This is a genomic window from Brevibacterium moorei, assembly GCF_024580735.1.
GTDB lineage: Bacteria > Actinomycetota > Actinomycetes > Actinomycetales > Brevibacteriaceae > Brevibacterium > Brevibacterium moorei.
Genome location: NZ_JANIJX010000002.1, coordinates 91,456 through 117,614, shown reverse-complemented (window position 1 = coordinate 117,614; position 26,159 = coordinate 91,456). Strand labels below are relative to the sequence as shown.

Annotated in this window: 23 protein-coding genes; 13 read left to right on the top strand and 10 right to left on the bottom strand. The window is 65.5% G+C overall.

The window, feature by feature from the left end; translation table 11 throughout:
- Positions 1-63 precede the first annotated feature (63 nt).
- From NQ034_RS02190 to NQ034_RS02175, 4 genes are all read left to right on the top strand, one after another.
- The gene (locus NQ034_RS02190; RefSeq protein WP_257046766.1) at positions 64-819 is read left to right on the top strand and encodes a FadR/GntR family transcriptional regulator; all 756 of its coding nucleotides are present in this window, start codon (positions 64-66) and stop codon (positions 817-819) included.
- 72 nt (positions 820-891) lie between these two features.
- Entirely contained in the window at positions 892-1,095 is a 204-nt protein-coding gene (locus tag NQ034_RS02185) for a hypothetical protein (RefSeq protein WP_257046765.1), read from the top strand.
- Between the two features lie 5 nt (positions 1,096-1,100).
- Positions 1,101-2,438, top strand: a complete 1,338-nt coding sequence (locus NQ034_RS02180) for a glutamine synthetase family protein (protein ID WP_257046921.1) — start codon at positions 1,101-1,103, stop codon at positions 2,436-2,438.
- A gap of 7 nt (positions 2,439-2,445) precedes the next feature.
- The gene (locus NQ034_RS02175) at positions 2,446-5,466 is read left to right on the top strand and encodes a bifunctional [glutamine synthetase] adenylyltransferase/[glutamine synthetase]-adenylyl-L-tyrosine phosphorylase (RefSeq protein ID WP_257046764.1); all 3,021 of its coding nucleotides are present in this window, start codon (positions 2,446-2,448) and stop codon (positions 5,464-5,466) included.
- A 129-nt stretch (positions 5,467-5,595) separates the two neighbouring features.
- Here the strand turns inward: NQ034_RS02175 and glnA are convergent, their stop codons facing one another.
- Entirely contained in the window at positions 5,596-7,020 is a 1,425-nt protein-coding gene (gene glnA / locus NQ034_RS02170) for a type I glutamate--ammonia ligase (protein WP_257046763.1), read from the bottom strand.
- 207 nt (positions 7,021-7,227) lie between these two features.
- Between glnA and NQ034_RS02165 the strand changes: the two genes are divergently transcribed.
- Positions 7,228-7,668: an RDD family protein gene (locus NQ034_RS02165; protein ID WP_257046762.1), complete on the top strand. Its 441-nt coding sequence runs from the start codon at positions 7,228-7,230 to the stop codon at positions 7,666-7,668.
- 111 nt (positions 7,669-7,779) lie between these two features.
- On the opposite strand, the gene NQ034_RS02160 is transcribed toward NQ034_RS02165, so the two are convergent.
- Genes NQ034_RS02160 through lipB form a run of 3 tightly spaced genes read right to left on the bottom strand, consistent with a single transcriptional unit; the run spans position 7,780 to position 10,267 of the window.
- The gene (locus NQ034_RS02160; protein WP_257046761.1) at positions 7,780-8,514 is read right to left on the bottom strand and encodes a DUF4191 domain-containing protein; all 735 of its coding nucleotides are present in this window, start codon (positions 8,512-8,514) and stop codon (positions 7,780-7,782) included.
- A gap of 29 nt (positions 8,515-8,543) precedes the next feature.
- Positions 8,544-9,590, bottom strand: coding sequence for a lipoyl synthase (lipA, locus tag NQ034_RS02155; protein WP_257046760.1), 1,047 nt, complete (start codon positions 9,588-9,590; stop codon positions 8,544-8,546).
- Between the two features lie 38 nt (positions 9,591-9,628).
- A complete protein-coding gene (gene lipB, locus NQ034_RS02150) occupies positions 9,629-10,267 on the bottom strand; it encodes a lipoyl(octanoyl) transferase LipB (RefSeq protein WP_257046759.1) in 639 nt (212 codons plus the stop codon).
- 165 nt (positions 10,268-10,432) lie between these two features.
- Between lipB and NQ034_RS02145 the strand changes: the two genes are divergently transcribed.
- Positions 10,433-11,881 (top strand): serine/threonine-protein kinase, encoded by a 1,449-nt coding sequence (locus NQ034_RS02145; RefSeq protein WP_257046758.1) that lies wholly within the window; start codon positions 10,433-10,435, stop codon positions 11,879-11,881.
- A gap of 76 nt (positions 11,882-11,957) precedes the next feature.
- Here NQ034_RS02145 and sucB read toward each other — a convergent pair whose 3' ends face one another.
- The 3 genes from sucB to NQ034_RS02130 form a co-directional block, all read right to left on the bottom strand.
- Positions 11,958-13,694: a 2-oxoglutarate dehydrogenase, E2 component, dihydrolipoamide succinyltransferase gene (sucB, locus tag NQ034_RS02140; protein WP_257046757.1), complete on the bottom strand. Its 1,737-nt coding sequence runs from the start codon at positions 13,692-13,694 to the stop codon at positions 11,958-11,960.
- A 21-nt stretch (positions 13,695-13,715) separates the two neighbouring features.
- Positions 13,716-15,107 (bottom strand): dihydrolipoyl dehydrogenase, encoded by a 1,392-nt coding sequence (lpdA, locus tag NQ034_RS02135; protein WP_257046756.1) that lies wholly within the window; start codon positions 15,105-15,107, stop codon positions 13,716-13,718.
- A gap of 136 nt (positions 15,108-15,243) precedes the next feature.
- Positions 15,244-16,752, bottom strand: coding sequence for a leucyl aminopeptidase (locus NQ034_RS02130; RefSeq protein WP_257046755.1), 1,509 nt, complete (start codon positions 16,750-16,752; stop codon positions 15,244-15,246).
- Positions 16,753-16,829: 77 nt separating this feature from the next.
- On the opposite strand from NQ034_RS02130, the gene NQ034_RS02125 reads away from it, so the two are divergent.
- Entirely contained in the window at positions 16,830-17,930 is a 1,101-nt protein-coding gene (locus NQ034_RS02125) for a quinone-dependent dihydroorotate dehydrogenase (RefSeq protein ID WP_257046754.1), read from the top strand.
- Positions 17,931-18,009: 79 nt separating this feature from the next.
- Here NQ034_RS02125 and NQ034_RS02120 read toward each other — a convergent pair whose 3' ends face one another.
- Positions 18,010-18,639 carry a DUF3043 domain-containing protein gene (locus NQ034_RS02120; RefSeq protein ID WP_257046753.1) on the bottom strand — a complete coding sequence of 210 codons (630 nt, stop codon included), beginning with the start codon at positions 18,637-18,639 and terminating at the stop codon, positions 18,010-18,012.
- An 11-nt stretch (positions 18,640-18,650) separates the two neighbouring features.
- Here NQ034_RS02120 and NQ034_RS02115 point away from each other — a divergent pair, with 11 nt between their 5' ends.
- From NQ034_RS02115 to NQ034_RS02090, 6 genes are all read left to right on the top strand, one after another.
- Positions 18,651-20,036, top strand: coding sequence for a dipeptidase (locus tag NQ034_RS02115; protein WP_257046752.1), 1,386 nt, complete (start codon positions 18,651-18,653; stop codon positions 20,034-20,036).
- A 90-nt stretch (positions 20,037-20,126) separates the two neighbouring features.
- Entirely contained in the window at positions 20,127-20,477 is a 351-nt protein-coding gene (locus NQ034_RS02110) for a HesB/IscA family protein (RefSeq protein ID WP_257046751.1), read from the top strand.
- 26 nt (positions 20,478-20,503) lie between these two features.
- Complete coding sequence (gene aat / locus NQ034_RS02105) at positions 20,504-21,136, top strand: leucyl/phenylalanyl-tRNA--protein transferase (protein WP_257046750.1); 633 nt, start codon at positions 20,504-20,506, stop codon at positions 21,134-21,136.
- A 154-nt stretch (positions 21,137-21,290) separates the two neighbouring features.
- Complete coding sequence (gene ctaC / locus NQ034_RS02100) at positions 21,291-22,178, top strand: aa3-type cytochrome oxidase subunit II (protein ID WP_257046749.1); 888 nt, start codon at positions 21,291-21,293, stop codon at positions 22,176-22,178.
- Positions 22,178-23,881, top strand: a complete 1,704-nt coding sequence (gene ctaD, locus NQ034_RS02095; protein ID WP_257046748.1) for an aa3-type cytochrome oxidase subunit I — start codon at positions 22,178-22,180, stop codon at positions 23,879-23,881. The genes ctaC and ctaD overlap by 1 nt, the downstream gene beginning before the upstream one ends.
- Entirely contained in the window at positions 23,878-24,279 is a 402-nt protein-coding gene (locus tag NQ034_RS02090) for a cytochrome c oxidase subunit 4 (RefSeq protein WP_257046747.1), read from the top strand. The genes ctaD and NQ034_RS02090 overlap by 4 nt, the downstream gene beginning before the upstream one ends.
- Positions 24,280-24,601: 322 nt before the next feature.
- Here NQ034_RS02090 and NQ034_RS02085 read toward each other — a convergent pair whose 3' ends face one another.
- Entirely contained in the window at positions 24,602-25,171 is a 570-nt protein-coding gene (locus NQ034_RS02085) for a MerR family transcriptional regulator (protein ID WP_306427908.1), read from the bottom strand.
- Positions 25,172-25,361: 190 nt separating this feature from the next.
- Positions 25,362-26,072, bottom strand: a complete 711-nt coding sequence (locus NQ034_RS02080) for a lysophospholipid acyltransferase family protein (protein ID WP_257046745.1) — start codon at positions 26,070-26,072, stop codon at positions 25,362-25,364.
- Positions 26,073-26,159 lie beyond the last annotated feature (87 nt).

Genomic DNA, 26,159 nt, shown 5'->3' with positions numbered 1-26,159 from the left:
GATAGGAATCAGTCTAGACGTCCGAACAATCGAACAAGCGAACAATCGAACAGGTGGTCGTTTATGCAGGAACTCAAAGGGTTGGAGACAGTGGTCTCCGTGCCGACGACGGGCCAGCAGATATCCGATCACATCCTCTCGGCGATCGCCGTCGGCGCTCTACCGGTCGGTACGCCGCTGCCGAGCGAACGTGAGCTCGCACAGGCCCTGCAGGTCTCGCGCTCATCGGTGCGCGCCGGGTTGGACCGCTTGGAACGGGCCGGCTTCGTACTCCGGCGTCGCGGCAGGGGCGGGGGCACCTTCATCGCAGCGGGCGACGCGGGCGAACTGGCCGGACAGCAGGAGCACCTGGCGACCTTCCGCGCCGAACGCGAATCGCTGCTCGACGCCAGGGCGATCGTCCACGGGCGACTGGCCCATGTGGCGGCGCTGCGCCGCACGCCGGCGGACGCACACGATATCAGTGCCGCCGCCGCCCGCTATGCACAGATGGCTGATCCGATCCACGCCCGCAGCGCTGACGCGCATTTCCACCATACGATCGCCAGGGCGACCGGAAACGAGGAACTGGTCAGGATCTCAGTCGACCTGGACCGGCGGATCAACGCCGGCTTCCGACACGACCCGTTTTCGCCCGAACTGTTCGCAGCAGCCCAGCGCGACCACGCTGCGATCGCCACTGCCATCGCAGCGGGACGCGCGCAGGAAGCCGGCGTCCTGTGCGAGGAGCACTTCCGCGCTACGACGATGCAACGGGGTTCCGCCGGGGCCGAAGAGGACGCTCGTGCACTCGGGGACGACACAGTCGGCAGGCGATAGGCTAGAGGCGATACGCCAGAAGGCGGTCCACGACTCCGCCGGGTGGCGGACACGGCCGAAGAAGGAGACGAGATGGCTGAGGAGAACGGACTTCCCGGTGACGTCAAGTACTGGTTCAACGTGCGCACCGGCCAGGTCGAAGAGGGCCCGCTGAGCGGTTGGGAGAACCGCATGGGCCCGTACGATACGCGTGAAGAGGCACAGGCGGCGCTGCGCACGGCCGCCACCCGCAATCGGGATTGGGACGACGAGGACAAGGACTGGGACGGCAAATGACCGGGTTGAGTAAACAAGAGGAATTCGTCCTGCGCACGGTCGAGGACCGCGATGTGCGCTTCATCCGCCTGTGGTTCTCCGACGTCCTGGGACGGTTGAAGTCGGTGGCGATCGTGCCGGCGGAACTCGAAGGATCCTTCGGCGAGGGCATCGGGTTCGACGGTTCGGCGGTCGAGGGCCTGTCACGCGTGTTCGAGGCGGACATGGTCCTCAAACCGGACCCCTCGACCTTCAGCCTGCTGCCGTGGCGCGGAGAGGAAGAGCCCACAGGGCGGATGTTCTGTGACATCATCTCGCCCGACGGTGGGCCCGCGATGTCGGATCCGCGCAATGTCCTCAAGCGGACGATGGACCGTGCCGCTGCCCTGGGCTTCACGTTCTACGTCCACCCGGAGATCGAGTTCTACCTGTTTCAGTCGGGGGAGCTGAACGGCGGACTGCCCATTCCCGTGGACTCCGCCGGCTATTTCGACCACGTCAACGGCGGCACGGCCAATGACTTCCGCCGCACCGCGGTGCAGACCCTGGAGGCCATGGGGATCTCCGTCGAGTTCTCCCATCACGAGGCGGGACCTGGCCAGAACGAGATCGACCTGCGCTACGCCGACTCCCTGACCATGGCCGACAACGTCATGACCTTCCGCGCGATGGTCAAGGAGGTGGCGGCCGCCCAGGGCGTGTACGCGTCCTTCATGCCCAAGCCCCTGGCCGACCAGCCCGGCAACGGCATGCACACGCACGTCTCCCTGTTCGAGGGCGAGGAGAACGCCTTCTACAGCCCATCGGGGGACTATCAGCTCTCGACCACGGGACGCCAGTTCGTCGCGGGCCTGCTGCGCCATGCCCCGGAGATCTCCGCCGTGACCAATCAGTACGTCAACTCCTATAAGCGCTTGTGGACCGGGCACGAGGCCCCGTCCTACATCTGTTGGGGCCACCGCAACCGTTCGGCCCTGATCCGGGTACCGCAGTACAAATCGGGGAAGTCGTCCTCTGCCCGGATCGAGTTCCGCGGGCTGGATTCCTCAGCCAACCCCTATCTGGCGTATTCGCTCATCCTGGCTGCGGGCCTCAAGGGCATCGAGGAGGGCTACGAACTGCCCCCGGAGGCCGAAGACGATGTGTGGCTGCTCTCCGACGGGGAACGCCGGGCACTGGGCATCGAGGCCATGCCGGCCTCGTTGAACGAGGCGATCATCGCGATGGAGAACAGCGAATTGGTCGCGCAGACCCTGGGCGAGGAGGTCTTCGACTACTTCCTGCGCAATAAGCGCAAGGACTGGGAGGACTACCGCGCGCAGGTCACCCAATTCGAACTGAGCCGCGACTTCAGTTCCCTGTGAGCAGCTGATGCCGCAGACGCGACGGTCCCAGCCGACGGGCCGGCCGGGCAAATCGGGCCGGCCCCAGGCCAGTTTCCGCTATCCCCGCTTCCTCACCGAGGCCGCGCAGTTGCTGGACCGACCTGCGCTGTCCGCCGCTGCCGCCACGGCACTGGCGCGTTCGGTGGCCGACCCCGACGCCGCCGGCCTGGCGGTTATCCGTGTGGCCGAGGCCGTGGCAACTCATCCGGATGCCTCTGGATTGGCCGACCTGCTGGCCACGTCACAGGTCCTGCGTCGGGTCATCGCCCTGGGTGGGTATTCCGAGGCGTGCATCGACTTCATTATCCGGCATCCGCAGTCCCTGCGAATGCTGGCCCTGCCGGAACCGGGGTCCACCACCTGCCTGCTGGGAACCTCTGCGGCGGCGCAGCCGGCCCTGCGCGCGCACCTGTTCGACGCCGTCGGAGCGGACCCGGAGGCACCTGCGCCAGTGGCCATGGTGCGCGGGGAGGAAGGCCGGACCGCACTGCGCGTGGCCTACCGGGAACTGCTGATCCGGCTGACCGCCGATGATCTGCTCGCACAGTGTCCCACTGATGTGGTCGCCGAGGTTTGCCGGATCCTGGCGGACATGGCCGCCTCGGCGATCGATGCGGCACTGGCGGTGGCACGGGCGGAATTGGATCCGGATGCCCGAGTCCGCTTGGCCGTCATCGGAATGGGCAAGTGCGGCGCACGCGAATTGAACTACGTCTCCGATGTCGATGTCGTCTACTGTGCGGAGCCTGCGGCCGAACGCGAACTGGCCACTGCACTGGCCAACCGCGTCGCCGAGCTCATCGACCGGCCGGCCGCGGAGCCCGCACTGTGGGAACTCGATGCGGCACTGCGTCCGGAGGGCAAGGCCGGCCCGCTGGTCCGGCCCCTCGAGGAATTCCGCTCCTACTATGAGCGAACCGCTGAGAACTGGGAGTTCCAGGCCCTGCTCAAGGCCCGTCCGATCGCCGGCGACGTCGCGCTGGGGCACGAGTGGTTCGAGGCGTTCAATCCGCTGGTGTGGACGGCGGCGGCCCGTCCGGGCTTCATCGACGGGGTACGCGCCATGCGGCGGCGCGTCGTCGATCTGATCCCGGCCAACGAGGCCGCCCGCCAGCTCAAACTGGGCAGCGGCGGACTGCGCGACGTGGAATTCTCAGCCCAGCTGCTGCAATTGGTCCACGGGCGCGAGGAGCAGGAGATCCGTGTTACGGCGACCCTCGACGTGATCCCGCGGCTGGCTGGATTGGGCTATATCGGGGCCGATGACGGCCGCGATCTGGCCGCGGCGTATCGGTTCATGCGGGTCGTCGAACACCGTCTGCAGATCCCCCGGATGCAGCGCACGGCTTTGTTGCCGGATGATCCGGGCCGACTGCGGACCCTGGCCAGGGCCGTCTACGCCGATGGGGACCGAAGCGCCGAGCGCCTGGCGGCCGAGCGGACTGTCCACTCCCGCCGAGTGCGGGTCCTACACCAGCAGATCTTCTACCGGCCCATTCTGCAGGCCGCCGCGGGAGCCGACTCCATCGTGCGGATGTCCGATTCGGCCGCCCGCGACCGCCTGGCCGCCTTCGGCTACAAGGATCCGAAGTCCGCGCTGCTGCACATCGGCCGCCTGGCCCAGGGCACCGGGCGCAGCGCACACGTGCAAAAGCAGGTGTTGCCGGCCCTCCTGGACTGGTTCGCCGACGGCGTGGATCCGGATGCGGCTCTGCTGTCCTTCCGCCGCCTGTCCGAGTCATTGTCCGGTTCGACCTGGTATCTCAAGATGCTGCGCGACTCGGGTGTGGCGGCCAGGGCAATGGCCCGTGTCCTGTCGCTTTCGGCGTATGCTACGGAACTCCTGTTGAAGAATCCCTCGGCGGTGGCCTGGCTCGAAGAGCCACTGACGCTGGCCGTGCGCAGCGATCTGCGGGCCGAGACGGCGGGCCTGCTGCGCCGGCACGGCGCAGAATCGATTCCGGCTATCAGAGGCCTGTACGGGCGCGAACTGTTGCGCTGTGCGCTGGCCGATGTGCTCGAAGTCGGGGACCGAACGGAGATTCCGGCCCGGCTCGCGCAGATCGTCGATGCCACGATAGCGGCTGGCTGCCAGGCCATGCGCCTGGCCATGGACACCCCGGAAACGCCCGCCTACGAGTTCGCGGTCATCGCGATGGGCCGGCTGGGCGGTGCGGAGGTCGGCTATTCCTCCGATGCGGATGTGATGTTCGTCTACCGTCCGGCAGGCGATCTGGACGACGACGCCAGGAGCCGTCTGGCCACTCACGTTAAGAAGCTCGCCCTGCGCCTGATCCACGAGCTGGGCCAGGCGGGCGCCGCCCCGGCCGTCGAGCTGGACGCGGATCTGCGGCCGGAGGGCAAGAACGGACCGCTGGTGCGCACCCTGGAGAGCTACCGGGCGTACTACGGCAAGTGGTCGGAGCCCTGGGAGGCTCAGGCCCTGCTGCGGGCGCGTCCGATCGCCGGCGATCAGAGTCTGGCTGCGGACTATCTCGAACTCATCGAGCCGCTGCGCTACCCGGCAGTCGTCCCCGAGAGCTCTTTGCGCCAGATGCGCAGGCTCAAGGCGCGGATGGAGGCCGAGCGCTTGCCGCGCGGGGCCGATATCCGCAGGCATTTGAAGTTGGGCCACGGGGGACTATCGGACGTAGAGTGGACGGTTCAGCTGTTGCAGCTGGTCCACGGGCACGGGGAAGCGGCCCTGCACACCACCTCGACCCTGCCGGCCTTGCACGCTGAGGTGGCACTGGGCGTAATCGGTGGGGAAGACGCACAGGTTCTCGAGGAGGCCTGGTTGGCGGCCACCCAGATCCGCTGTGCAGCGGTGCTCTTCCGCGGGCGCATCGCAGATTCCCTGCCGGCCCGGCCGGAGGACCTGGAAGCGGTTGCACGGCTGATGGGTTACGGCCCTGGTCTGTGGCAGGAGTTCCAGGACGACTATCTGCGTGCGGCACGGCACGCCAGGAAGGTGGTCGAGCGGCTGTTCTTCGGCTATGAGGAGTGACGCGAGTCGAGATCCGAAGCGCGGTGCCAGGGCAGCGTGCGTTCCACCCACAGAGAACGATAAGGGCTGTGGCCCGCAACCGAAGCGGTTGCGGGCCACAGCCCTTATCGTTGAGCCGGTCTGATCGGATCAGACGGTGTAGTACAGCTCGAACTCGGCCGGAGTCGGGCGCAGGCGCACGACGTCGAGTTCGTTCTCACGCTTGTACTTGACCCACGTTTCGATCAGATCGGGCGTGAAGACATTGCCGGCGGTGAGGAACTCGTGGTCGGCCTCGAGTTCGGCCAGGGCATCCTCGAGGGAGTTCGGGGTGAGCTTGATGTCGCCCAGTTCCTCCGGGGGCAGTTCGTAGAGGTCCTTGTCGATCGGCTCCGGCGGCTCGATGCGGTTCTTGATGCCGTCGAGGCCGGCCATCAGCTGGGCGGCGAAGGCCAGGTAGGGGTTCGACGAGGGATCGGGCACGCGGAACTCCAGGCGCTTGGCCTTGGGCGACGAGCCGGTGACCGGGATGCGGATGGCGGCCGAGCGGTTGCGTGCCGAGTAGACCAGGTTGACCGGTGCCTCGTATCCGGGAACCAGACGACGGTAGGAGTTGATCGTCGGGTTCGTGAAGGCCAGCACGGCGCCGGCGTGTTCGATCAGGCCGCCGATGTACCAGCGGGCCAGATCGGAGAGGTTGGCGTAGCCGTTCTCGTCGAAGAACAGCGGCTTGCCGTCCTTCCACAGCGACTGGTGGCAGTGCATGCCGGAGCCGTTGTCACCGTACATGGGCTTGGGCATGAAGGTCGCGGTCTTCTCGAATTCGTTCGAGACGTTCTTCACGACGTACTTGAAGTCCAGCAGCTGGTCGGCGGCCTTCTGCAGGCTGTCGAACTTGTAGTTGATCTCCTGCTGGCCGGCTGTGCCTACTTCGTGGTGGGCGCGTTCGACGGAGAAGCCGATCTCCTTGAGCGTCAGTGAGATGGCATCGCGGATGTCGGCGAAGTGATCGGAGGGGGAGACGGGGAAGTAGCCGCCCTTGATGGGGGTCTTGTAGCCCAGGTTGTGGCCGCCCTCTTCGGCGCCGGTGTTCCAGGCCGCTTCGACGGAGTCGATCTTGTAGAAGGCGCCGCCGGGCTGGCTGTCGTAACGGATCGAGTCGAACAGGTAGAACTCGGCCTCAGCGCCGAAGAAGACCGTGTCGGCGATCCCGGTGGACTTCAGGTAGGCCTCGGCCTTGGCTGCGACCTGGCGGGGATCGCGGGAGTAGGGCTCGTCGGTGAAGGGATCGACGATCGAGTGCGTGACGACCAAGGTCTTGGCCTCGCGGAACGGGTCGATGAAGGCCGAGGTGACATCGGCCAGCAGCTTCATGTCCGATTCGTTGATCGACTGGAAGCCGCGGATGGACGAGCCGTCGAAGAGCAGGCCCTCTTCGATTTCGTCCTCGCCGTAGGCCTCAGCCGGCATGTTGAAGTGCTGTACGGTGCCCGGCAGGTCGCAGAAGCGGACGTCGACGAACTCGACGTCCTCTGCCTTCAGATAGGCGACGAGTTCAGAGGCTGATGTAAACAAGCTCACTCCCAGTGTCAATCGATACGCGATACATATGAATTACCGCGTTGCTCTGACCACTTTAGCCAGATGCCGTAACCGCTGAGTGTCCCGAATGTTTCGGAGATGTTTCAGCGACCACTCCTTCATCCTATGCGGTGCAGCCCTGCAATGTGGCGAAGGCCTCCGGATGCGGTCGGGAATCGTCTCAGGCGATACCCTGGTGGGGTGATCGACAGAGATGATATCGGCTCCTGGCTCAACGGCCCCGACCTCTCCATGCGCCCGGGCGACTGGCCCGGCAAACGCCTGGGTCTGCCCCAGGAGGGCCCGGGCTCGGTTGCCCCACACTGGAAGAGGTTCCTGTCCCTGTGCATCGACTGGGGCCTGTGCCTGCTCATCTCCACCGCGTTCTTCCACGGGGACTCCTGGGTGACGCTGGGGCTGTTCCTGGTGGAGAACTGGGTGCTGCAGTCCACCCTGGGGTACACGATCGGTCAGCGGGTGCTGCGGGTGCGGCTGCTGGGCCCTGGCGGGACTCGCCGCAATCCGGGCTGGATCCTGGTGCGGGTTGTCTTGCTGGCTCTGGTCATCCCGGCAGTCGTCTACAACGGCGATCGTCGCGGTTTGCACGACTTGGCGGCGAACGTCACCGTGGTCAGAATGTGACCGATGTCCTCCGTATTCGGATGGAGGGGACGACGAAGACGATGAAACAGGGCCCCTGTTCACCACACGGAGTGTGGATGGAACAGGGGCCCTGTTGCGTGCTGCGAGGTATCAGCGACCACGCATGGCGCGGCGGTCCGGGCGCGCCCGGCTGGGGTCGATGCCCTTGGGGATCGGAGCCCGCTTCGAAATGGTGCCCAGTGCGGTCAGGCGCTTGCGAATGACCAGGACCTCCGACTTGTTGAGCTTCCGCGGGATCTTGTAGACCTCCTTGGTCAGCCGATTCATCGGGATCTGTCCCTCGCCCTCGCCACCGAGCAGGGTGTTGACCGGAACGCCGGGGAGCACCCGCTCATGGCGCTTGCGTTCCTTGTCCACCAGCTTGGCCACGCGTCCGGCGGGGCCCTCGCCCACCAGGACGACGCCGCCGCGGCCGGTGGCGCGGTACACCAGGTCGCGTGTCTTGGGGTCGACCGCCACGGGCTCGTCGTCGGCCAGCCAGGACTTGCGCACCGTGTTGAGGACCGCACCGTAGGCGCCGGGCTTGCCACGCATCTCCTCGAACGCCGCGGTTTCGGCGAAGCGGCCCAGGATGAAGGTAGCACCGAGGACGCCGACCATCAGGCCCAGGATGATCCACAGCCAGATGGGTGGCAGGAGCAGGCCGACCAGGGCGCCGAGGGCGCCACCGCCGAGCACTGCGGCGGCCAGGATCCACGGCAGGGCCTTGTAGTGCTTGGCCGCCAGCTTGTAGACCTGCTTCATCTGGGCGATCCGGCCCGGATTGTTCGGATCTTTCGGCTTGCGCTTGAAGCGTTTGGGCTTCGGTTCGTTCGAAGTAGACATGGACTCGTTTCTTGACAGTTGCGGACTGCTCAGTATTTTACCTCTTCGCCCGCGCCGAAGGTATCGACCACCGCCTGGGCCTCCTGCCTGGCCGGGGATTCGGAGTCACGGTCGAGGTGGGCCAGGTGGGCCGGAATCGGGCGCCCCTTGCTGCGCATGGCCTGCGCCCACAACCGCCCCGCCCGGTATGAGGAGCGGACCAGCGGTCCCGACATGACTCCCAGGAAGCCGATTTCTTCGGCTGCATCGCGCAATGCGACGAAGTCCTGTGGTTTGACCCACCTGTCGATCGGATGATGGCGCGGTGACGGGCGCAGATACTGGGTAATCGTCAGCAGGTCACAGCCGGCGGCGTGGAGGTCCTGCATGGCTGCGACGACTTCGTCGTTGGTCTCTCCCATGCCGAGGATCAGGTTCGATTTCGTCACCAGGCCGGCCGCGCGGGCCTTTGTCAACACGGACAGTGAACGGTCGTAGCGGAAGCCGGGGCGAATACGTTTGAAGATGCGGGGGACCGTCTCGACATTGTGGGCCAGGACCTCGGGGCGGGAGGAGAAGACTTCAGCGAGCTGGTCGTCGTCCGAGTTGAAATCGGGGATGAGCAGCTCGACGCCGGTGCCCTGTCCGTCGGCGGTGTCCAGCCCGTGGATGAGGCGAACCGTCTCGGCGTAGAGCCAGGCCCCACCATCGGCCAGATCATCACGGGCCACGCCGGTGATCGTCGAATACCGCAGGCCCATGGTGGCGACCGATTCGGCGACCCGGCGCGGTTCGTCGGCGTCGAAGTCGGCGGGCTTGCCCGTGTCGATCTGGCAGAAGTCACAACGTCGGGTGCACTGTTCGCCGCCGATGAGGAAAGTCGCCTCGCGATCCTCCCAACATTCGAAGATGTTCGGGCACCCGGCCTCTTCGCATACCGTATGCAGCCCGGACGTGCGCACCAGGGATTTCAATTCGGAGAATTCGGGGCCGATATGGGCCTTCGCCTTGATCCAGTCGGGTTTGGACTCGATCGGGGTCTCCGAATTCCTGGCTTCGACGCGCAGTAATCTGCGTCCCTCGGGTGCGATTGTCACGTGCTGGTCCTTCCTGTGTGGGGTCAGGCTGTGTGGGGTCAGGCGGTGATATGGCGATTCAGAAGTGCGATGGCCTCATCGGCGAGTGCGGCGGGAGTGACCTCCCTGTGAAGCTCGCGGCTGATGGAGGTCACTCCGGCGTCGACTATTCCGCAGGGGACGATGTTGTCGAATCCGGAGAAGGAATTGGAGCAGTTAATGGCGACGCCGTGCATGGTCACGCCGTCGTGGATGCGAATGCCAATCGCGGCGATTTTGCGTTCGGGACCGGTGGCATCGGCCTCCAGCCAGACTCCGGCGCGCCCGTCCACGCGTCCGGCTTCGATTCCCAGGCCGGCGAGCAGTTCGATGACGGCATCCTCGATTTGGCTGACGTAGAGGCGAACGTCCTTGGCGTCGTTAAGTCGGTATACCGGGTAGAGGACCAGCTGGCCGGGTCCGTGCCAGGTGATCTTGCCTCCGCGGTCGATGTCGATGACCTCTGTGCCGTCGAGGGGGCGCTCGTGGGGCTCGGTACGCTTGCCCGCTGTGTAGACGGCCTCGTGTTCGAGTGCCAGGAGTGTGGAGTCCCGTGTGCCGGCGACGACCTCGTCATGGTAGGCGTTCTGAATGCCCAGGGCGTAACGGTAATCGACGAGTTCGGGGGCGAAGCCGAGTTTTTCAACGGTGAGGACCATGGCACCACCCTATGTCCCGCCGGGTGCTGTGGGCAAAGACACCCGGCGACGGGCGCTGGGAACCGACGGGAGGAGTGATTCAACCGGTGTCGGGCTATTTCTGGTGGAGAGCGTTATCTATTATCAACAAAACGACATAAACGCTCTTAGCCATTGGAACTGATTATGAACGATGACGAGCAGCAGGAAACAACGGGTGTCCGCGAGGATGACCAGGAAAAATGGACGCTTGTCCATCAGCTGGAGCCCGACCTCTTCCGTGTTGAAGCGGATGGCCGCAGCCGCTGGTTCGTCACCGGCGCCGACGCTCCCGGCGGCGCTTGGACGGGTGCGCGGCCCCGCGTCGCGCGGATGTACGACCCAATTGACGGACAGACGTTAGAGGGCCTGCTGGTGTCCCGCTGTGAAGGCGGGACCCTGCGCATGTATCTGGGTACGGCAGGGCCGCTGAGCGTGTCCCGCTGTCTGTTCCTACTGCACCGGGTGGTCGAGGTGCTCGACGGCGCGCCACCGCCACCTGAGGGGATGAGCAGGGTGCACCTCGATGCCTTCGGCGTGGATGCGAGAGGCGACATCGTGCTCGTCCCCGGGAGGTACGGCTCCGCCGCGGGACGGGATGAGGCGTGTGCTCTGGCCCGTCTGGCCGTGGTAGCGCTGAGTGGAGACCTCACCGCCGACATCGGCACCCCGCCCGCTTTGCTGGCACCGGGTATGCCAGACGAACTGGCCGAGTTCCTCAGCGACCTGGCTTACGGCAGCGCCCGCTACGCCACGGACCACGGCCTGGCCACCGAGCGGGTGCGCGAACGTCTCGACGCCTGCGGCCAAGGTGAGCCCCTGCCGTTCATCGCGGCGGAGACCGGCGTGGCCGTCGAACAGGCACGGACGGCGAGCACGCCCGCCATCGGGCCGGGAGCGGAGGCGCTGAGCGCGCGTCGTGCAGGTGTGCGGTCGAGGCCGCACGAAGACGGTCAGGCGGACTCCGTTGCGTTATTGCGGGCCGCACGGGGGAGCCGGCTGGTCCGCCGGTCAGCGGAGCCGTCCGAGGGCCGGATGGGTCGGCGTCGGTCCCGTCGGTCCGGAGGATGGGCAGTCTTGGTGCGGCGTTCGGCCGTACCCGTGCTGGGTGGGGCGTTGCTGCTCGTGGGGGTTGGGATTCTCCTGTCCGGTCCCTGGCATGATGCCGAGAAGATCCCGGCGGTGGGGGAGGCCGGCGGAGCGACTTCATCGGCCGTGGCGGCCGAGTCGGATTCACTGCACGATCCGGAGGAGCCGGTCGGCGCCTGGCGGGCACTGACGCGCTTGCGCGAGGCCGCGTTGGAGACCGGGGATGCTGGGGCGCTGGCAGACCTCAGCGTGCCGAACTCACCTGCGGCTCGGGCTGACGCGCAGACAGACCCGGGGACGCACCGGGGATCCGACGTGCAACTGAGCGTTGAGCCGGGCGCTCCGGAGGTGGTCGGCGCGCAGCGGGTGCGGCTGCGCAGCACTATGGGCGCGAAGGTGACGGGTGCCTCGGGCACGGTGGACTACGGCACGCGCACGGTGTGGGTCGAACTGAGGTTCGCCAACGGCGTCTGGAAGGTCTATTCGGTCCTTGAAGCCGAAGGTTAGTCCAGACGCCGAAGCGGCGGGGGGGGGGGGGGGATACCCGCTCCGCCCCGCCGCTTCACACGGGGTCGTGGAGTGCTCAGAGGTCCAGATCGGCCTCGAAGTTGCCGTCCTCCAGACGATCCTTGACCGTCTTGAGGAAGCGACCGGCGTCTGCGCCGTCGACCAACTCGTGGTTGTACGTCAACGGCAGGTAGACCATATCGCGCAAGGCGATCGTGTACTCGCCGTCGGCGCCCTTGACCGCCACCGGACGCTTGGTGATGGTGCCGGTGCCCAGGATGCCCACCTGCGGCGAATTGATGATCGGCGTGTCGAACTGCGCGCCGAAGCTGCCGATGTTCGTGATGGTGAAGGTACCACCGGTCAGTTCATCGGGACCGATCTTGTTGTCGCGGGTGCGGGAGGCGACATCGTCGATGGCCTTGGCGATTTCGGCGACGGACAGACCGCCGGCGTTCTTCACAATCGGCACCACCAGACCGCGCGGGGTATCCACGGCGAAGCCGATGTCCTCGTGGTCGAAGTAGGTGATCTGCTTCGAGGCGACATCGTACTGGGCGTTGACCGCCGGGTGGATCTGCAGTGCCTCGGCGACGGCCTTGGCGAAGAACGGCAGGTAGGTCAGCTTCACGCCGTGCTTGGCCTGGAACTGTGCCTTGTGGGCCGCCCGCAGCTTGGAGACCTTGGTCATGTCGACCTCGGTTACCTGAGTGAGCTGCGCCGTGGTCTGCAGCGACTCGCGCATGCGCTTGGCGATCGTCTGCCGGATCCGCGAGGCCTTCTGCGTGGTGCCGCGCAGCTTCTTGGCCTCCTCCGGGATCTCCAGCTGGAAGGGTGCCCGCGGTGCACCGGTTGCAACCGGCGCGGCGGCGGGCGCCCCGGCGACCGACTGGGCCGCCTGGGCCACAGCAAGCACGTCCTGCTTGCGGATACGTCCACCGACTCCGGTACCCGACACGGTCGACAGGTCGACGCCCTTCTCCTTGGCCAGCTTGCGGACCAGGGGGGTGACGTAGGCGGAGACATCCGAGCTGGCCACGGTCTGTGCAATCGAGGGCGCGGGTGCGGCGGCGGGTGCCGGAGCGGGCTCCGGTGCCGGCGTCGGTTCAGCGGCGGCCTGTGGTGCGGGCTCAGGCTCGGGTGCCGGTGCCGGTGCCGGTTCGGGCTCAGGCTCGGGTGCCGGTGCAGCGGGCGCTGCAGCCGGGGCGCCGGAGCCGACGAGGGCCAGCGCTCCGCCGACCTCGACTTCGTCATCCTCTTCGGCCAGGTGCTGGAGCACTGTTCCGGCGACGGGGCTGGGAATCTCGGTATCGACCTTGTCCGTCGAGACCTCGAGCAGCGGCTCATCGACGTCGACGTGTTCGCCGACCTCCTTCAGCCAGCGGGTCACGGTGCCCTCGGTGACCGACTCGCCCAGCGCGGGCATCACGACGGTCTCGGAGTCGCCGGAATCACCGGATGCGGTCGGTGCTGCGGATTCCGCGGCGGCCGGGGCCGGTTCGGGTTCCGGAGTAGGTTCGGGTTCCGGCTCGGCGGCCTGCGGTGCAGCGGCGGCGGGTGCCTCTGAGGCGCCGGTGCCATCGCCGATGACCGCTAGGTCGCCGCCGATCTCGACTTCGTCGTCCTCATCGGCCAGGATCTTCTCGACGACGCCGGCGTACGGGCTGGGAATCTCGGTATCGACCTTGTCCGTCGAGACCTCGAGCAGCGGCTCGTCGACGTCGACGTGTTCGCCGACCTCCTTCAGCCAGCGGGTCACGGTACCTTCGGTGACCGACTCACCGAGGGCCGGCATCTGTACGGTATTTGACATGGTTTACGTCTCCCTCGTGGGTCAGTTGTGGAAGTGGAGCGGCTTGCCGGCCAGGGCCAGGAAGGCCTCGCCCAGTGCTTCGTTCTGCGTCGGATGCGCGTGGATGAGCTGCGCTACCTCTTCGGGGTAGGCCTCCCAGTTCACGACGAGCTGTGCCTCGCCGGCCTGCTCGCTGAGGCGCGCGCCGATCCCGGTGACGCCAACGACGGGGCCGTTCTTGACGCGGATCGCCTTGATGAAGCCCGTGGTCTTAAGGATCGCGGACTTGGCATTGCCGCCCAGCGGGAACTTCACGGATTCGATGTTGTCCGCGCCGTACTCCTCCTTGGCCTTCTTCTCGGTCAGGCCGACGGAGAAGATCTCCGGATCGGTGTAGGTCACGCGCGGGATGCCGGATTCCACGGGTACCACCGGGTTGAGGCCGGCGATCTCCTCGGCGACGAACATGCCCTGGGCGAAGGAACGGTGTGCCAGCTGCAGGCCGGGGACGATGTCGCCGACGGCCCAGATGTTGCCCACACCGGTGTGGAACCGGTCGTTCGTGATGACGAAACCGCGGTCCATGGTGATGCCCTGCTCTTCGAAGCCGAACCCCGCGGTCACGGGACCGCGGCCCACGGCTACCAGCAGCACCTCGGCCTCGAGGCTGGTGCCGTCGGCCAGCGTTACGTGCACTCCGTCCGCGTCCTGCTCGACACCGTCGAAGAATACTCCGGTCTTGAAGTTGATCTTGCGCTTCTTGAATGCACGTTCGAGGGCCTTGGAGATGTCCTCGTCCTCATTGGCCGCCAGATGGGGCAGACCCTCGACGATGGTCACATCCGCGCCGAAGGAGTTCCAGATGCTGGCGAACTCGATGCCGATCACGCCGCCGCCGAGGACGATGGCCGACTTGGGCACGCGGTTGAACTTGAGCGCCTCGGTGCTGGTGAGCACGCGGTCGCGGATCTCGATGCCCAGGGTCTTGGAGGTCGAGCCGGTGGCCAGGACGATATTCGCGCCCTTGACGTCGATCACGCCGTCATCGGTGGTCACCCGCACGGTGTCCTGCGACACGAGCTTGCCCTCACCGGAGATGGTGTCGATGCCGGCGACCTTCACCAGGCCGGACAGGCCCTTGTAATTGCCGTCGATGATGCCCTGTTTGAACTTCAGGACACCGTCCATGTCGATGCCGCCCAGATCGGCCTGGATGCCGAAGGCCGCGGCGTCACGGACGGTGTCTGCGACCTCGGCCGCGTGCAACAGGGCCTTGGTCGGAACGCAGCCACGGTGCAGGCATGTACCGCCCACCTTGTCGCGTTCGATCAGTGCGACCTTCATATCCAGCTGGGCAGCACGCAGTGCTGTCGCGTATCCGCCCGTGCCACCACCCAAGATGACGAGATCGTAGGTGTTGTCGGAATCGCTCACGAATTTCTCCTCTTATAAGAGTTGACTTCGGACCGCCAAGCGCGGTTTGTCACTAGTGTTCCATTCATCGCCGCACCGGTGGGACCCGGGCGCCGTGTTCCGCGCGTGAGATCGGAGGAATGGTTACGTTCCAATGTTATTCTTCTGCGTCCGTCGTACTCAATCCACGAGCCACTTCGATCAGTGTGCGGACGGGCACACCGGTGCCCTCCTTGGGGGTGTATCCCCAGGCGCCGTGGCCGTTGAAGGCGGGACCGGCCACATCGATGTGCGCCCAGGCCTGCTCGGATGTGACGAATTCCCCGAGGAAGACGCCGGCCAGGAGCATGCCCCCGGGGCGTGGTCCGGCGTTCTTGAGGTCGGCGGTGTGGGAGTCGAGGCCCCTGCGCAGTTCCTCGGGCAGTGGCATGGGCCAGACGGGTTCGCCGGCTGCCTGGCCGGCCAGGACGACACGGTTGCGTGCACCTGTGGTTCCCATCACGCCGGAGGTGCGTTCTCCGAGGGCGACGATCTGGGCGCCGGTGAGGGTCGCGACGTCGATGACCAGATCCGGGTCCTCCTCCTGCGCGGCCACCAGGCCGTCGGCGAGGACCAGGCGTCCCTCGGCATCGGTGTTCGTCACCTCGACGGTGGTCCCGCCGTACATCTTGAGGACATCAGACGGGCGCTGGGCGGATCCGCCCGGCATGTTCTCGGCCAGTGCCAACCAAGCGGTGACTCGGACCGGTAGCTGGAGATCGGCGATTGCGAACAGGGCCTGACCGACGGCGGCGGCGCCGGCCATATCCGACTTCATCTCCTCCATCGAAGCCGGCGGCTTGAGTGATAGTCCGCCGGAATCGAAGGTGATGCCCTTGCCCACCAGGGCCATGTGCTTGAGTGCCTTCTTGGGGGAGTACTCGAGCTTGACCAGGCGGGGTCCGCGCGGGGACCCCTGACCCACCCCGGTCAGTCCGCCGAAGCCGCGTTCGCGCAGAGCCTTGTCGTCGATCACCGTGACCTTGAGGCGTCGTTCTTTGGCCTGCGTCGCGAATTCCTGGGCCATGGACTCCGGGTACAGATCGGCGGGCGGCTGGTTGACCAGATCGCGGGTGCGGTTGACGGCCTGGGCGATGAATCCGGCATTGCGGACGGCAGCGCCGTGGTCCTCGACCGTCAACATGGTGAGCGCTCCGGGTTCGGCGGCGGAGGCGGATTTGTAGGAGTCATAGGTGTAGGCGCCCAGCAGCGCTCCGGTGGCCACCGCCTCGGCAGCGGAATCGTCGGTGGTCGGCAGGGCCAGGGCCACGGAATGTCGCCGCTCGACCGTGCGCAGGGCAGTACCGGCGGCCCGCCGCAGCGCCTCGTGCGCGGCTTCGGAGGTCTCTGCGTCGTCGAGCAGATCGGCGGTGAAGTCACCCAGCCCCACCAGCAGTACGGCGCGGGCCTTGAAACCGGCCGGCGCGGGCAGCATGACGGTGGCCATGCTGGACCCGGTGAAGCCCACTGCCTGTGCCGCGTCGGCCAGGGCCAGGAGCTGGCTTGCCTCGAGGCGGGTTCCCGAACCCTCGGGCCCCGATTCGGTGAATCCGACGACCAGAACGTCGGCGGGGACGTCCTGTGGTCTTGTGGTGTTGGGCGTGAGCGCGCGGAGGGCGTTGGCCATGACGGTCCTTTCCTAGGGCAGTGGTTCCCGGACATCGTATCGTGGGTCTCCTGCGCTGGATCGGAGCGGAGGCCGATATGCTGAAGCGCGTGTATCGCCTTATCTACAATGCCGTCCTCAGACACATCGATGCTGAGCGGATTCATCATCTGAGCTTCTCCGCCCTCAAAGCGATCGACGCGGCGCCCTGCGGTGGTCGTCTCATGGACCTGGCCTTCGGCAACCGGGCCCATCCCGGCTCCCGCGCCACCGTCATGGGGCTGGACTTCCCCAATCGGGTGGGCCTGGCCGCGGGCTTCGACAAAGAGGCAACCGGCGTGCGGGCCATCTCCCGGATGGGCTTCGGCCATGTCGAAGTGGGGACCATCACCGCCGAAGGGCAACCGGGCAATCCGCGTCCGCGCCTGTTCCGACTGCTGTCCAAACACGCGATCCTCAACAGGATGGGGTTCAATAACGCCGGGGCCGTGGCCGTGGCCGGTTGGCTGCGCGAACAGCGGGAACTGTTGGCGGAACTGCCACAGGGAAAGCGGCCGGTGATCGGAGTCAACATCGGCAAGACGAAGGTGGTCCCGGCCGCCGAGGCCGTTGCCGACTACCGTGCCAGCACCAGGGTGCTCGCGCCCCTGGCCGACTACCTTGTCATCAACGTCTCCTCCCCGAATACTCCGGGGCTGCGCGACCTGCAGGCCGTCGAATCCCTGCGGCCGATCATCACCGCGGTGCAGGAAGAGGCCGAGGCGGTCGTACGGTCGCCGCGCTCGACCCTCGGCCATGTGCCGCTCGTGGTGAAGATCGCACCCGACCTGGGCGATGAGGACGTCGAAGATGTCGCTCGGATGTGCGTGGCCGCCGGCGTCGACGGAATCATCTGCACGAATACGACCATCGATCGCGATGTGGTTGATGGTGCTGATCGCGAGTTCGCGCAGTCACAGGCCGGCGGCATCTCCGGTCCGCCGGTCGCCGAACGCTCCTTCGAGGTGCTGCGTCTGGTGCGCCGGACGGTTGGAAGCGCACTGACCATCATCAGCGTCGGCGGAGTGACATCACCTGCTGACGCACGGGCCCGGCTGGGCGCCGGCGCAGATCTGGTGCAGGGCTATACCGGTCTGATCTACGAGGGTCCGTGGTGGCCGGGACGGCTGGTGCGCGGGTTGGCCCGCTCACGGGTCTGAGGAGAACGAGGGGGCCGGTTCCGAAGAATCGGAACCGGCCCTTCATGACGGCCTCTACCGGCCGGGACGACTCCGGCTATTACTCCGGGTACTGGCGACGTTTGACCTGCGGCTTGGGCATGCGCAGGGGGCGCAGCTGAATGGCGCGCATCACCGCGTACCAGGTGGTGCCGCGCTGGATCTTGTCCTTGCCACCGAACTTGACGGCCATCCGGCCCTTGAGTTGATAGTTCAGGACGAACGAGTCGAGGATCAACAGGGCGAAAAGCGCATAGACGACGATCGTCGCGTAGACCTGGACCGTCTGGTTGGTTAGGAAGCCGATGATGAGGACCACCACGGCCACCGGGATCAGCAGCTCGCCGATCGAGTACCGCGCGTCGATGAAATCACGGACGTAGCGGCGCTGTGGGCCCGCATCGCGGGCCGTGAGGTAGCGTTCGTCTCCGTTCATCAGGCCGAGGCGGGCATCCTCGCGCTGCTTGCGCATCTCCTCCTTTGACGCCTTGTCCGCGGCCTTGCGGTCCTCTGGCACCAGGGGACGGCGGTTGGCCGCCTGCTGCTGGCTGCGCTTGGGCGTGGGGCGGTTCTTCTTCTGCTCCGCGGGGTTCCCCTGTGGAGCGTCCTGCGCCGGCGTTGCGGCAGGTCCGGCGGTCACGCCGGGGACTTCGTCTTGACTCTTCTTATTGCGTCCGAACACGATGCCCATAGTATCGGACTATGACACACAGCGATTTCACGTCCCCTGAACTGACCGCGGACACACTCCACACCGAACTGGGGCGACTCATGCCCGAGGTGATCGAGCGGTGGCGCACCCTGGTCGCCATCCCCTCGATTGCCTGGCCCAGCTATCCGGCGCAGGAAGTGCGTCGCAGTGCGGAGCAGGTGGCCGACTTCGCGCGCAGGGTCGGATTCGAGACGGTCGAGGTGCTGACCGCGACGCGTCCCGACGGCACCGAGGGCTATCCCGCCGTCATCGCGCGCAAGCCCGCTACGGCGGGAAGACCGACGATCGTGCTCTACGGCCACCACGACGTGCAGCCGGTCGGTGACGAATCCCTCTGGGACACCCCACCGTTCGAACTGACCCAGCGCGGGGACCGCGTGTTCGGTCGAGGCGCTTCGGATGACAAAGCCGGTGTCATGGTTCATCTGACAGCGCTCGAACTGCTGGGTGACCGGTTGGGCGTCGGCGTCACGATGTTCATCGAGGGCGAGGAGGAAGCCGGGTCCCCGAGTTTCTCCGACTTCATCCACCGCTATCGTGACAGGCTGGCCGGCGATGTGATCGTCGTCGCCGACTCCGGCAACTGGGCTCCCGGCGAGCCCGCGCTGACGGCGAGCCTGCGCGGGATGGTCGCCCTGGAATTCACCGTGCGCACGCTGGACCATGCCGTGCATTCGGGAATGTACGGTGGCCTGGTGCCAGACGCCGGCCTCGCGCTGACCCGACTGCTGGCATCCTTGCACACGGCGGACGGCTCGGTCGCTGTCGCCGGTCTGGTGTCGAACACCACCGGGGGAGTGGAATACGCAGAGGACGTGCTGCGCGCGGATTCGGGAATTCTGCCCACATCCGAGTTCATCGGCCACGGTCCATTGTCCAGCCGGGTGTGGAATCAGCCCAGCCTGACGGTGATCGGTGTCGACCTGCCCAGCGTCGACCACTCGTCGAACACCCTGCAGCCGGCTGCCAGGGCCAAGGTGTCGATGCGTCTGGCGCCCGGGCAGGATCCTCAGGCGGCTCTGGCGGCTCTCAAAGAACACTTGCGCGCCAATGTGTCCTTCGGAGCACAGGTGGAATTCGGGGCGGCGGAGGCGGGCAGCCCGTGGAGTGCCGATCCGCACGACCCCGTGGTTGAAACGGCCCATGCCGCGCTCAGTGAGGGCTTCGGACACCCCAGTGTCGCCATGGGCCTGGGCGGGTCCATTCCGTTCATCGCGGATCTGCTCGAGGTATTCCCCTCGGCCTCGATCCTGGTCACCGGAGTCGAGGACCCCGATTCGCGGGCGCACAGTGCCAACGAGTCGCAGTATCTTCCCGATCTGCGCAATGCAATCGTCTCCGAGGCCCTGTTGCTGGACAAACTCGCGCGGGGCTGAGCCGAGGGGGAATAACGGGGAAACGCCGTCGGTTACGGTATATGCTCGTCCCAGCAGCGGGGCATCGCTGAGAGTCTGCTAAGGAGAATTATGACCGTCACGACTGAAATGCCGACCCACGAAGTCGAGCTGTCGGCGCCCGCCGCGGGCAAAGTCCGCAGCCTGCTGGAGCAGGAAGGGCGAACGGATCTGCGGCTGCGCGTCGCGGTGCAGCCCGGTGGCTGCTCCGGATTGATCTATCAGCTGTACTTCGACGAGCGACTGCTCGACGGGGATGCGGTACGCGACTTCGACGGGGTCGAGGTCGTCGTGGACAAGATGAGCGTTCCGTACCTCAACGGTTCGACCATCGACTTCGCCGACACCATCGAGAAGCAGGGCTTCACGATCGACAACCCGAATGCCCAGGGCTCCTGCGCCTGTGGCGATTCGTTCCACTGAGCCCCACGGACTCGGGAGGCGAATACATGGACCTGGGGGAGGTCAGCGCGGTTACGCCGGCGTTGACCATCCCCCAGGTCCTTCGTGCTTATCGGACGGGGATGTTCCCGATGGGCCTTGGCGAGAGGGGAGCGGCGCCCTATGGCTGGTGGTCTCCACATATGCGCGGGGTCTTGGAACCGGGACGTCTAAAGATTACAAAAAGTTTGCGAAAATCAGTTCGGCGATTCTCGTGGAGCTGCGACCTGGATTTCGACGGAGTCATCCGAGGATGTGCCGACCCACGGCGCGAAGGCGCATGGATCGACGAGGAGATCATCGCGATCTACTCGAGGCTTCACTCCAAGGGCATCGCACATTCGATCGAGGTGTGGGAGGACCAGCGGCTGGTCGGAGGACTATACGGCCTGGCTCTGGGCTCCTTGTTCGCGGGGGAATCGATGTTTCATCGGGCGACGGACGCCTCGAAGGTGGCCCTGGTTCACTTGGTCGAGCTGCTCGACGGGGTGGCGACGGGACGGCCGTGGCTGATCGACACTCAGTGGTCTACACCGCATTTAGCGACGCTCGGTGTATCGGAAATCCCCCGGCTCGAATATGAGCGCAGACTGCCCGCCCTGCTCGGCGGCATTCATTCGCAGGGTTTTCTCAAGAACTGAACAGCCCGGTATGAATTTCTACCCCGTGTAGCGGTAAGGTAGACACGACAAAAGTAGTTATTGGTACGTAGGCTCATCGCCCGCTGCGAAACCCACTCGGATTCGCCTCGATCGCGGTTGGTGAACCTGCCGAATCAGTTGTGAAAGGCTGCACGTGGATTCTCCGAATCAGCCAGCACGTGGGAGGGCAGCGACCTGGGCCAAGCGGCTTGGCCTGGTCGGGGTGCTCTCCGGCGCTGTGCTCCTCTCAGGATGTTCCAAGGAGGAACTCAAAATCGGGTTCATGCCCCTCGATTCCGTGGGCGCCACGAACCACACGGAGGCATATACCCATCTGTGGGTCGGCGGCTGGATCGCCGCCCTGCTCGTCGGCCTCGTTACCTGGGGTCTGATGCTCTTCTGCCTCATCGCCTACCGTCGGCGCAAGCACGACCGTGGCCTGCCGGTGCAGATGGGGTACAACATGCCCATCGAAATCTTCTACACGATCGTCCCGATCATCTTGGTCGTCGGATTCTTCGGTCAGACGGTTCACACGCTGAACCAGACGACTGAGGACAAGACCCCCGGCGAACAGAAGATCGAGGTCGTCGGCAAGCAGTGGGCGTGGGACTTCAACTACGTCACGGAGGACGCTTACTACGCCGGTGTCCAGGCGAACCTGGACGGCACGGAGAAGCCCGGTAAGAACGCTCCCACGCTGTACCTGCCGGCCAATACGAACCTCGAGATCGAGCTGCGCTCCCGCGATGTCATCCACTCGTTCTGGGTGCCGGCATTCCTGGAGAAGCGGGACATGATCCCCGGCCAGCCCAATACCCTGCACCTCAAAGCCCTCAAAGAGGGCGAGTACATGGGTAAGTGCGCCGAACTGTGCGGCGAATTCCACTCGGAGATGCTCTTCAACGTGAAGGTCGTGTCGATGGAGGAGTTCAAGGCCCAGACCAAGCAGCTGCGCGATTCCGGTAACAAGGGCCAGCTCGGCGACGACCTGGACCGTACCGAATGGCACAAGAACCCGTACGAGGAGGGTGAGAAGTAATGACGGCGGTTGCCAATGAACCGATTACCGTCGCGGCCGGGCCCAAACAGCCCAAGAGCCTCGGCAAGGTGATCGTCAGCTGGATCACCTCCACTGACCACAAGACCATCGGGTACATGTACCTGATCGCGTCCTTCCTGTTCTTCTGCATCGGCGGCGTGATGGCGCTGCTGATCCGCCTGGAGCTGTTCGAACCGGGCATGCAGATCATCGAGACCAAGGAACAGTACAACCAGCTGTTCACGATGCACGGCACGATCATGCTGCTGATGTTCGCGACGCCATTGTTCTCCGGCTTCGCCAATGTTCTGATGCCGCTGCAGATCGGGGCGCCCGATGTCGCCTTCCCGCGACTGAATGCCTTCGCCTTCTGGCTGTACCTGTTCGGTTCGCTCATCGCCTGCGCGGGCTTCCTGACCCCGCAGGGCGCCGCCGGCTTCGGCTGGACGGCCTACGCCCCGCTGAGTAACACGACGTACACGCCGGGCATCGGCGGACACCTCTGGGTGATGGGCCTGGCCTTCCAGGGCTTCGGTACCATCATGGGCGCGGTGAACTTCATCACCACGATCATCACCCTGCGCGCTCCGGGTATGACCATGTTCCGGATGTCGATCTTCACCTGGAACACCCTGATCACCGGTGTTCTGATCCTGATGGCGTTCCCGCCCCTGGCCGCAGCCCTTCTGGCGCTGGGAGCCGACCGAATATTGGGTGCGCATGTGTTCAGTCCGGAGAACGGCGGGCCCATTCTGTTCCAGCACCTGTTCTGGTTCTTCGGGCACCCGGAGGTCTATGTCATCGCCCTGCCGTTCTTCGGCATCGTTTCCGAGATCTTCCCGGCGTTCTCCCGTAAGCCCGTGTTCGGCTACAAGATGCTGGTTTACGCGACGATCGCGATTGCGGCCCTGTCCGTGACCGTGTGGGCACACCACATGTACGTCACCGGTGCGGTGCTCTTGCCGTTCTTCGCCTTTATGACGATGCTGATCGCGGTGCCGACGGGTGTGAAGATCTTCAACTGGATCTTCACCCTGTGGAAGGGATCGATCACCTTCGAGACCCCGATGCTGTGGTCGTTGGGCTTCCTGGTCAGCTTCGTCTTCGGCGGTCTGACCGGTGTCATCCTGGCCTCTCCTGCGCTGGACCAGCACATGTCCGACAGCTACTTCGTCGTGGCCCACTTCCACTACGTGATCTTCGGTACCGTCGTATTCGCGATGTTCGCGGGCTTCTACTTCTGGTGGCCCAAGTGGACCGGCAAGATGCTGAGCGAGCGCCTGGGCAAGATCCATTTCTGGATCCTGTTCATCGGCTTCCACGCGACCTTCCTGGTGCAGCATTGGCTGGGTGTTATGGGTATGCCGCGGCGTTACGCCGACTACCTGCCGCAGGACGGCTTCACCGTTCTCAACCAGGTGTCGACGATTGGTTCGCTGATTCTGGGCCTGTCGATGATTCCGTTCTTCTTGAACGTCTGGATCACCGCACGCAAGGCACCCAAGGTCACCGTGGACGATCCGTGGGGCTACGGCAGCTCGCTCGAATGGGCGACCTCCTGCCCGCCCCCGCGCCACAACTTCAACTCGCTGCCCCGGATTCGCTCCGAACGCCCCGCGTTCGACGCGAACCACCCGGAGCTACTGGAGCTGGCGGGGCACCCGGCGGATGCCTACTCCCTGCCTGAGAGGAGCACCAAGTGAAGTTCACAGCATGGCTGTTCGGCGCTTCGATCTTCTTCTTCCTGCCGGTCGCCCTGGTCTACGGCATTCTGACGGATTTCAAGGAGCTCGTGGGCTTTCCCGCGATCGCCCTGGTCGGTCTGATGTGCCTGATGATCGGCGGCTATGTGGGCCTGCATCACAGGACCACCGGTGATATCGCCTCGGATAACGAACAGGGCGAGATCGCCGATGAGGCCTACGAGTACGGCTTCTACAGCCCCTGGAGCTGGTGGCCGCTGGTCGTCGCCATCGGCGGCGCCATCACCTTCATGGGTGTTGCGGTCGGCTGGTGGATCGTGCCCTTCGGTGCACTGATCCTCTCGGTCGGTGTGGTCGGTCTGGTCTTCGAGTACGATCGCGGCAAGCACGCTCACTGATCGGATTCCCGGTTGCCGCGCCCCGGTCCTCCACATCATGTGGAGGGGCCGGGGCGCGGTGCATTCAGCGGCTTCCTGCGGGCAGGCCGGCGAGGTGGATGGGCTTCTCGGAAGTAACCCACCGGGTTCGGTGAGCCACTGGCGGTCCGTGCAGCGGGCGGTGGCGGGTGCCGGGGGCTGTGGGCGCACGGACTCTCGGGTCCCGCGGATATAGCGTTCTGACATAGCGAAAGGGGCGGGTGCTCAAACTCAGTTTGAGCACCCGCCCCTTTCGCGGTCCCTCCCGGGGAAGTATGTCCTGACCTGTGGCCTGTTACCGCGGCTAGCGTGCCCTGCGGGCGGCGCGCCGGGCCGCGAGCTCGTCCATGGGCGCCGGTGAGGTGGTCCGGCCTGCAGCGTCCAGGGGACGCTCGCTGGGAAGCTCGGAAAGCTTGCCCTCGACCTCACGCCAAACGCGCCCGACGGCGATGCCGAAGACGCCCTGCCCGCCCTGGATGAGGTCGATGACCTCGTCTGCGGATGTGCACTCGAAAACACTGGCGCCATCACTCATCAGCGTGATCTGGGCGAGTTCCTCGATGCCGTGTTCGCGGAGATGACTAATGGCCACGCGGATCTGGTTGAGTGCAACACCGGTATCGACCAGACGTTTGACTACCTTGAGCACCAATACGTCACGAAAACCGTAGAGACGCTGCGTGCCCGAGCCGTCGGCTTCTTGAATGGAGGGTGCGACGAGGTCGGTACGGGCCCAATAGTCGAGTTGCCGATAGGTGATGCCCACGACTCTGCACACAGTGGGCCCACGGTAGCCGGCCTGCTCGTCGAGGGCGGGTAGATCTTCGTCGAAGAGCAGGCCCTGTGCCGCACGTGGCACGGGACTCGGCTCCATCGAATCAAAACTTGAGCGGTTCACACCGACTCCTCCTTACTACCCACCGGGAAGTGAGGTGCCCTCGCACATCTGGTCCGGGTACCGCCCGGCGCGCCGAGGGGCACCCGGGGCTGATAACTGAAACCAATCTATGCTCAAGTCCGGGCGCACTCAAGGATCTGGGCCGGAAGAATTCGGCGTGTCGCGCTCACTGGGAGTCTTTGGGCCTGTTCCGTGATTCGGTTAGCAATCGGGTCTTGACGCTGGAGGCGTAGGAGTCGACGTATTGCTGGCCGGAAAGGCGGAGGATCTCGTACATGATCTCATCGGTGATGGAGCGCAGGAGGAAGCGGTCCTCGCTCATCTCCGTGTACTTGGAGAAGTCGAGTGGTTCGCCGAAGATGATACCCACCCGGCGCAGGCGGGGGATGAGTCTGCCCTGGGGTTGGATCTTGTCGCTTCCGACTATGGCGACGGGGATGACGGGGACCTGGGCTTCGACGACCAGGCGGGCGACACCGGTCCTGCCGCGGTAGAGCTTGCCGTCCGGGCTGCGTGTGCCCTCAGGGTAGATGCCCAGCAGGTTGCCCGAGCCCAGAACCTTCAATCCCGCGTTCAAGGAGGCCTCAGAGGCCGAGCCGCCGGAGCGGTCCATGGGTAGTTGATTCGTCGCCAGGAAGAACCAGCGGGTCAAGCGGCCCTTGATCCCGCGGCCGTTGAAATAGTCCTGTTTGGCCAGGTAGACCACCGGACGGGGGGCGACCAGAGGGGTGAAGATCGAATCCATGAACGACAGGTGGTTGCCGGCGAGGATAGCGGGGCCGGAGTCGGGGATGTTCTCGACTCCGCGGACCCAGGGCCGGAAGAGTATCCGCAACAATGGGCCGACAAGAATCCTCTTCAACAACCAGTAGAACACTCAGTACCTCTCAGGGGTCCCCGGCGCCGGGGCACCGCGCTCATCACGATATCGGGCCTGCCGGCAAAGGCGGCCCAGACCCACTAT

Bases quoted from the DNA above. Each gene is read 5' to 3' on its own strand.
- NQ034_RS02145 (WP_257046758.1), top strand. From the start codon at position 10,433: ATGAACGATGACGAGCAGCAGGAAACAACGGGTGTCCGCGAGGATGAC.
- NQ034_RS02185 (WP_257046765.1), top strand. From the start codon at position 892: ATGGCTGAGGAGAACGGACTTCCCGGTGACGTCAAGTACTGGTTCAAC.
- aat (WP_257046750.1), top strand. From the start codon at position 20,504: ATGGACCTGGGGGAGGTCAGCGCGGTTACGCCGGCGTTGACCATCCCC.
- NQ034_RS02160 (WP_257046761.1), bottom strand. From the start codon at position 8,514: ATGTCTACTTCGAACGAACCGAAGCCCAAACGCTTCAAGCGCAAGCCG.
- NQ034_RS02115 (WP_257046752.1), top strand. From the start codon at position 18,651: ATGACACACAGCGATTTCACGTCCCCTGAACTGACCGCGGACACACTC.
- sucB (WP_257046757.1), bottom strand. From the start codon at position 13,694: ATGTCAAATACCGTACAGATGCCGGCCCTCGGTGAGTCGGTCACCGAA.
- NQ034_RS02125 (WP_257046754.1), top strand. From the start codon at position 16,830: ATGCTGAAGCGCGTGTATCGCCTTATCTACAATGCCGTCCTCAGACAC.
- NQ034_RS02120 (WP_257046753.1), bottom strand. From the start codon at position 18,639: ATGGGCATCGTGTTCGGACGCAATAAGAAGAGTCAAGACGAAGTCCCC.
- lipB (WP_257046759.1), bottom strand. From the start codon at position 10,267: ATGGTCCTCACCGTTGAAAAACTCGGCTTCGCCCCCGAACTCGTCGAT.
- ctaD (WP_257046748.1), top strand. From the start codon at position 22,178: ATGACGGCGGTTGCCAATGAACCGATTACCGTCGCGGCCGGGCCCAAA.
- NQ034_RS02085 (WP_306427908.1), bottom strand. From the start codon at position 25,171: ATGGAGCCGAGTCCCGTGCCACGTGCGGCACAGGGCCTGCTCTTCGAC.
- NQ034_RS02110 (WP_257046751.1), top strand. From the start codon at position 20,127: ATGACCGTCACGACTGAAATGCCGACCCACGAAGTCGAGCTGTCGGCG.
- NQ034_RS02190 (WP_257046766.1), top strand. From the start codon at position 64: ATGCAGGAACTCAAAGGGTTGGAGACAGTGGTCTCCGTGCCGACGACG.
- NQ034_RS02130 (WP_257046755.1), bottom strand. From the start codon at position 16,752: ATGGCCAACGCCCTCCGCGCGCTCACGCCCAACACCACAAGACCACAG.
- NQ034_RS02175 (WP_257046764.1), top strand. From the start codon at position 2,446: ATGCCGCAGACGCGACGGTCCCAGCCGACGGGCCGGCCGGGCAAATCG.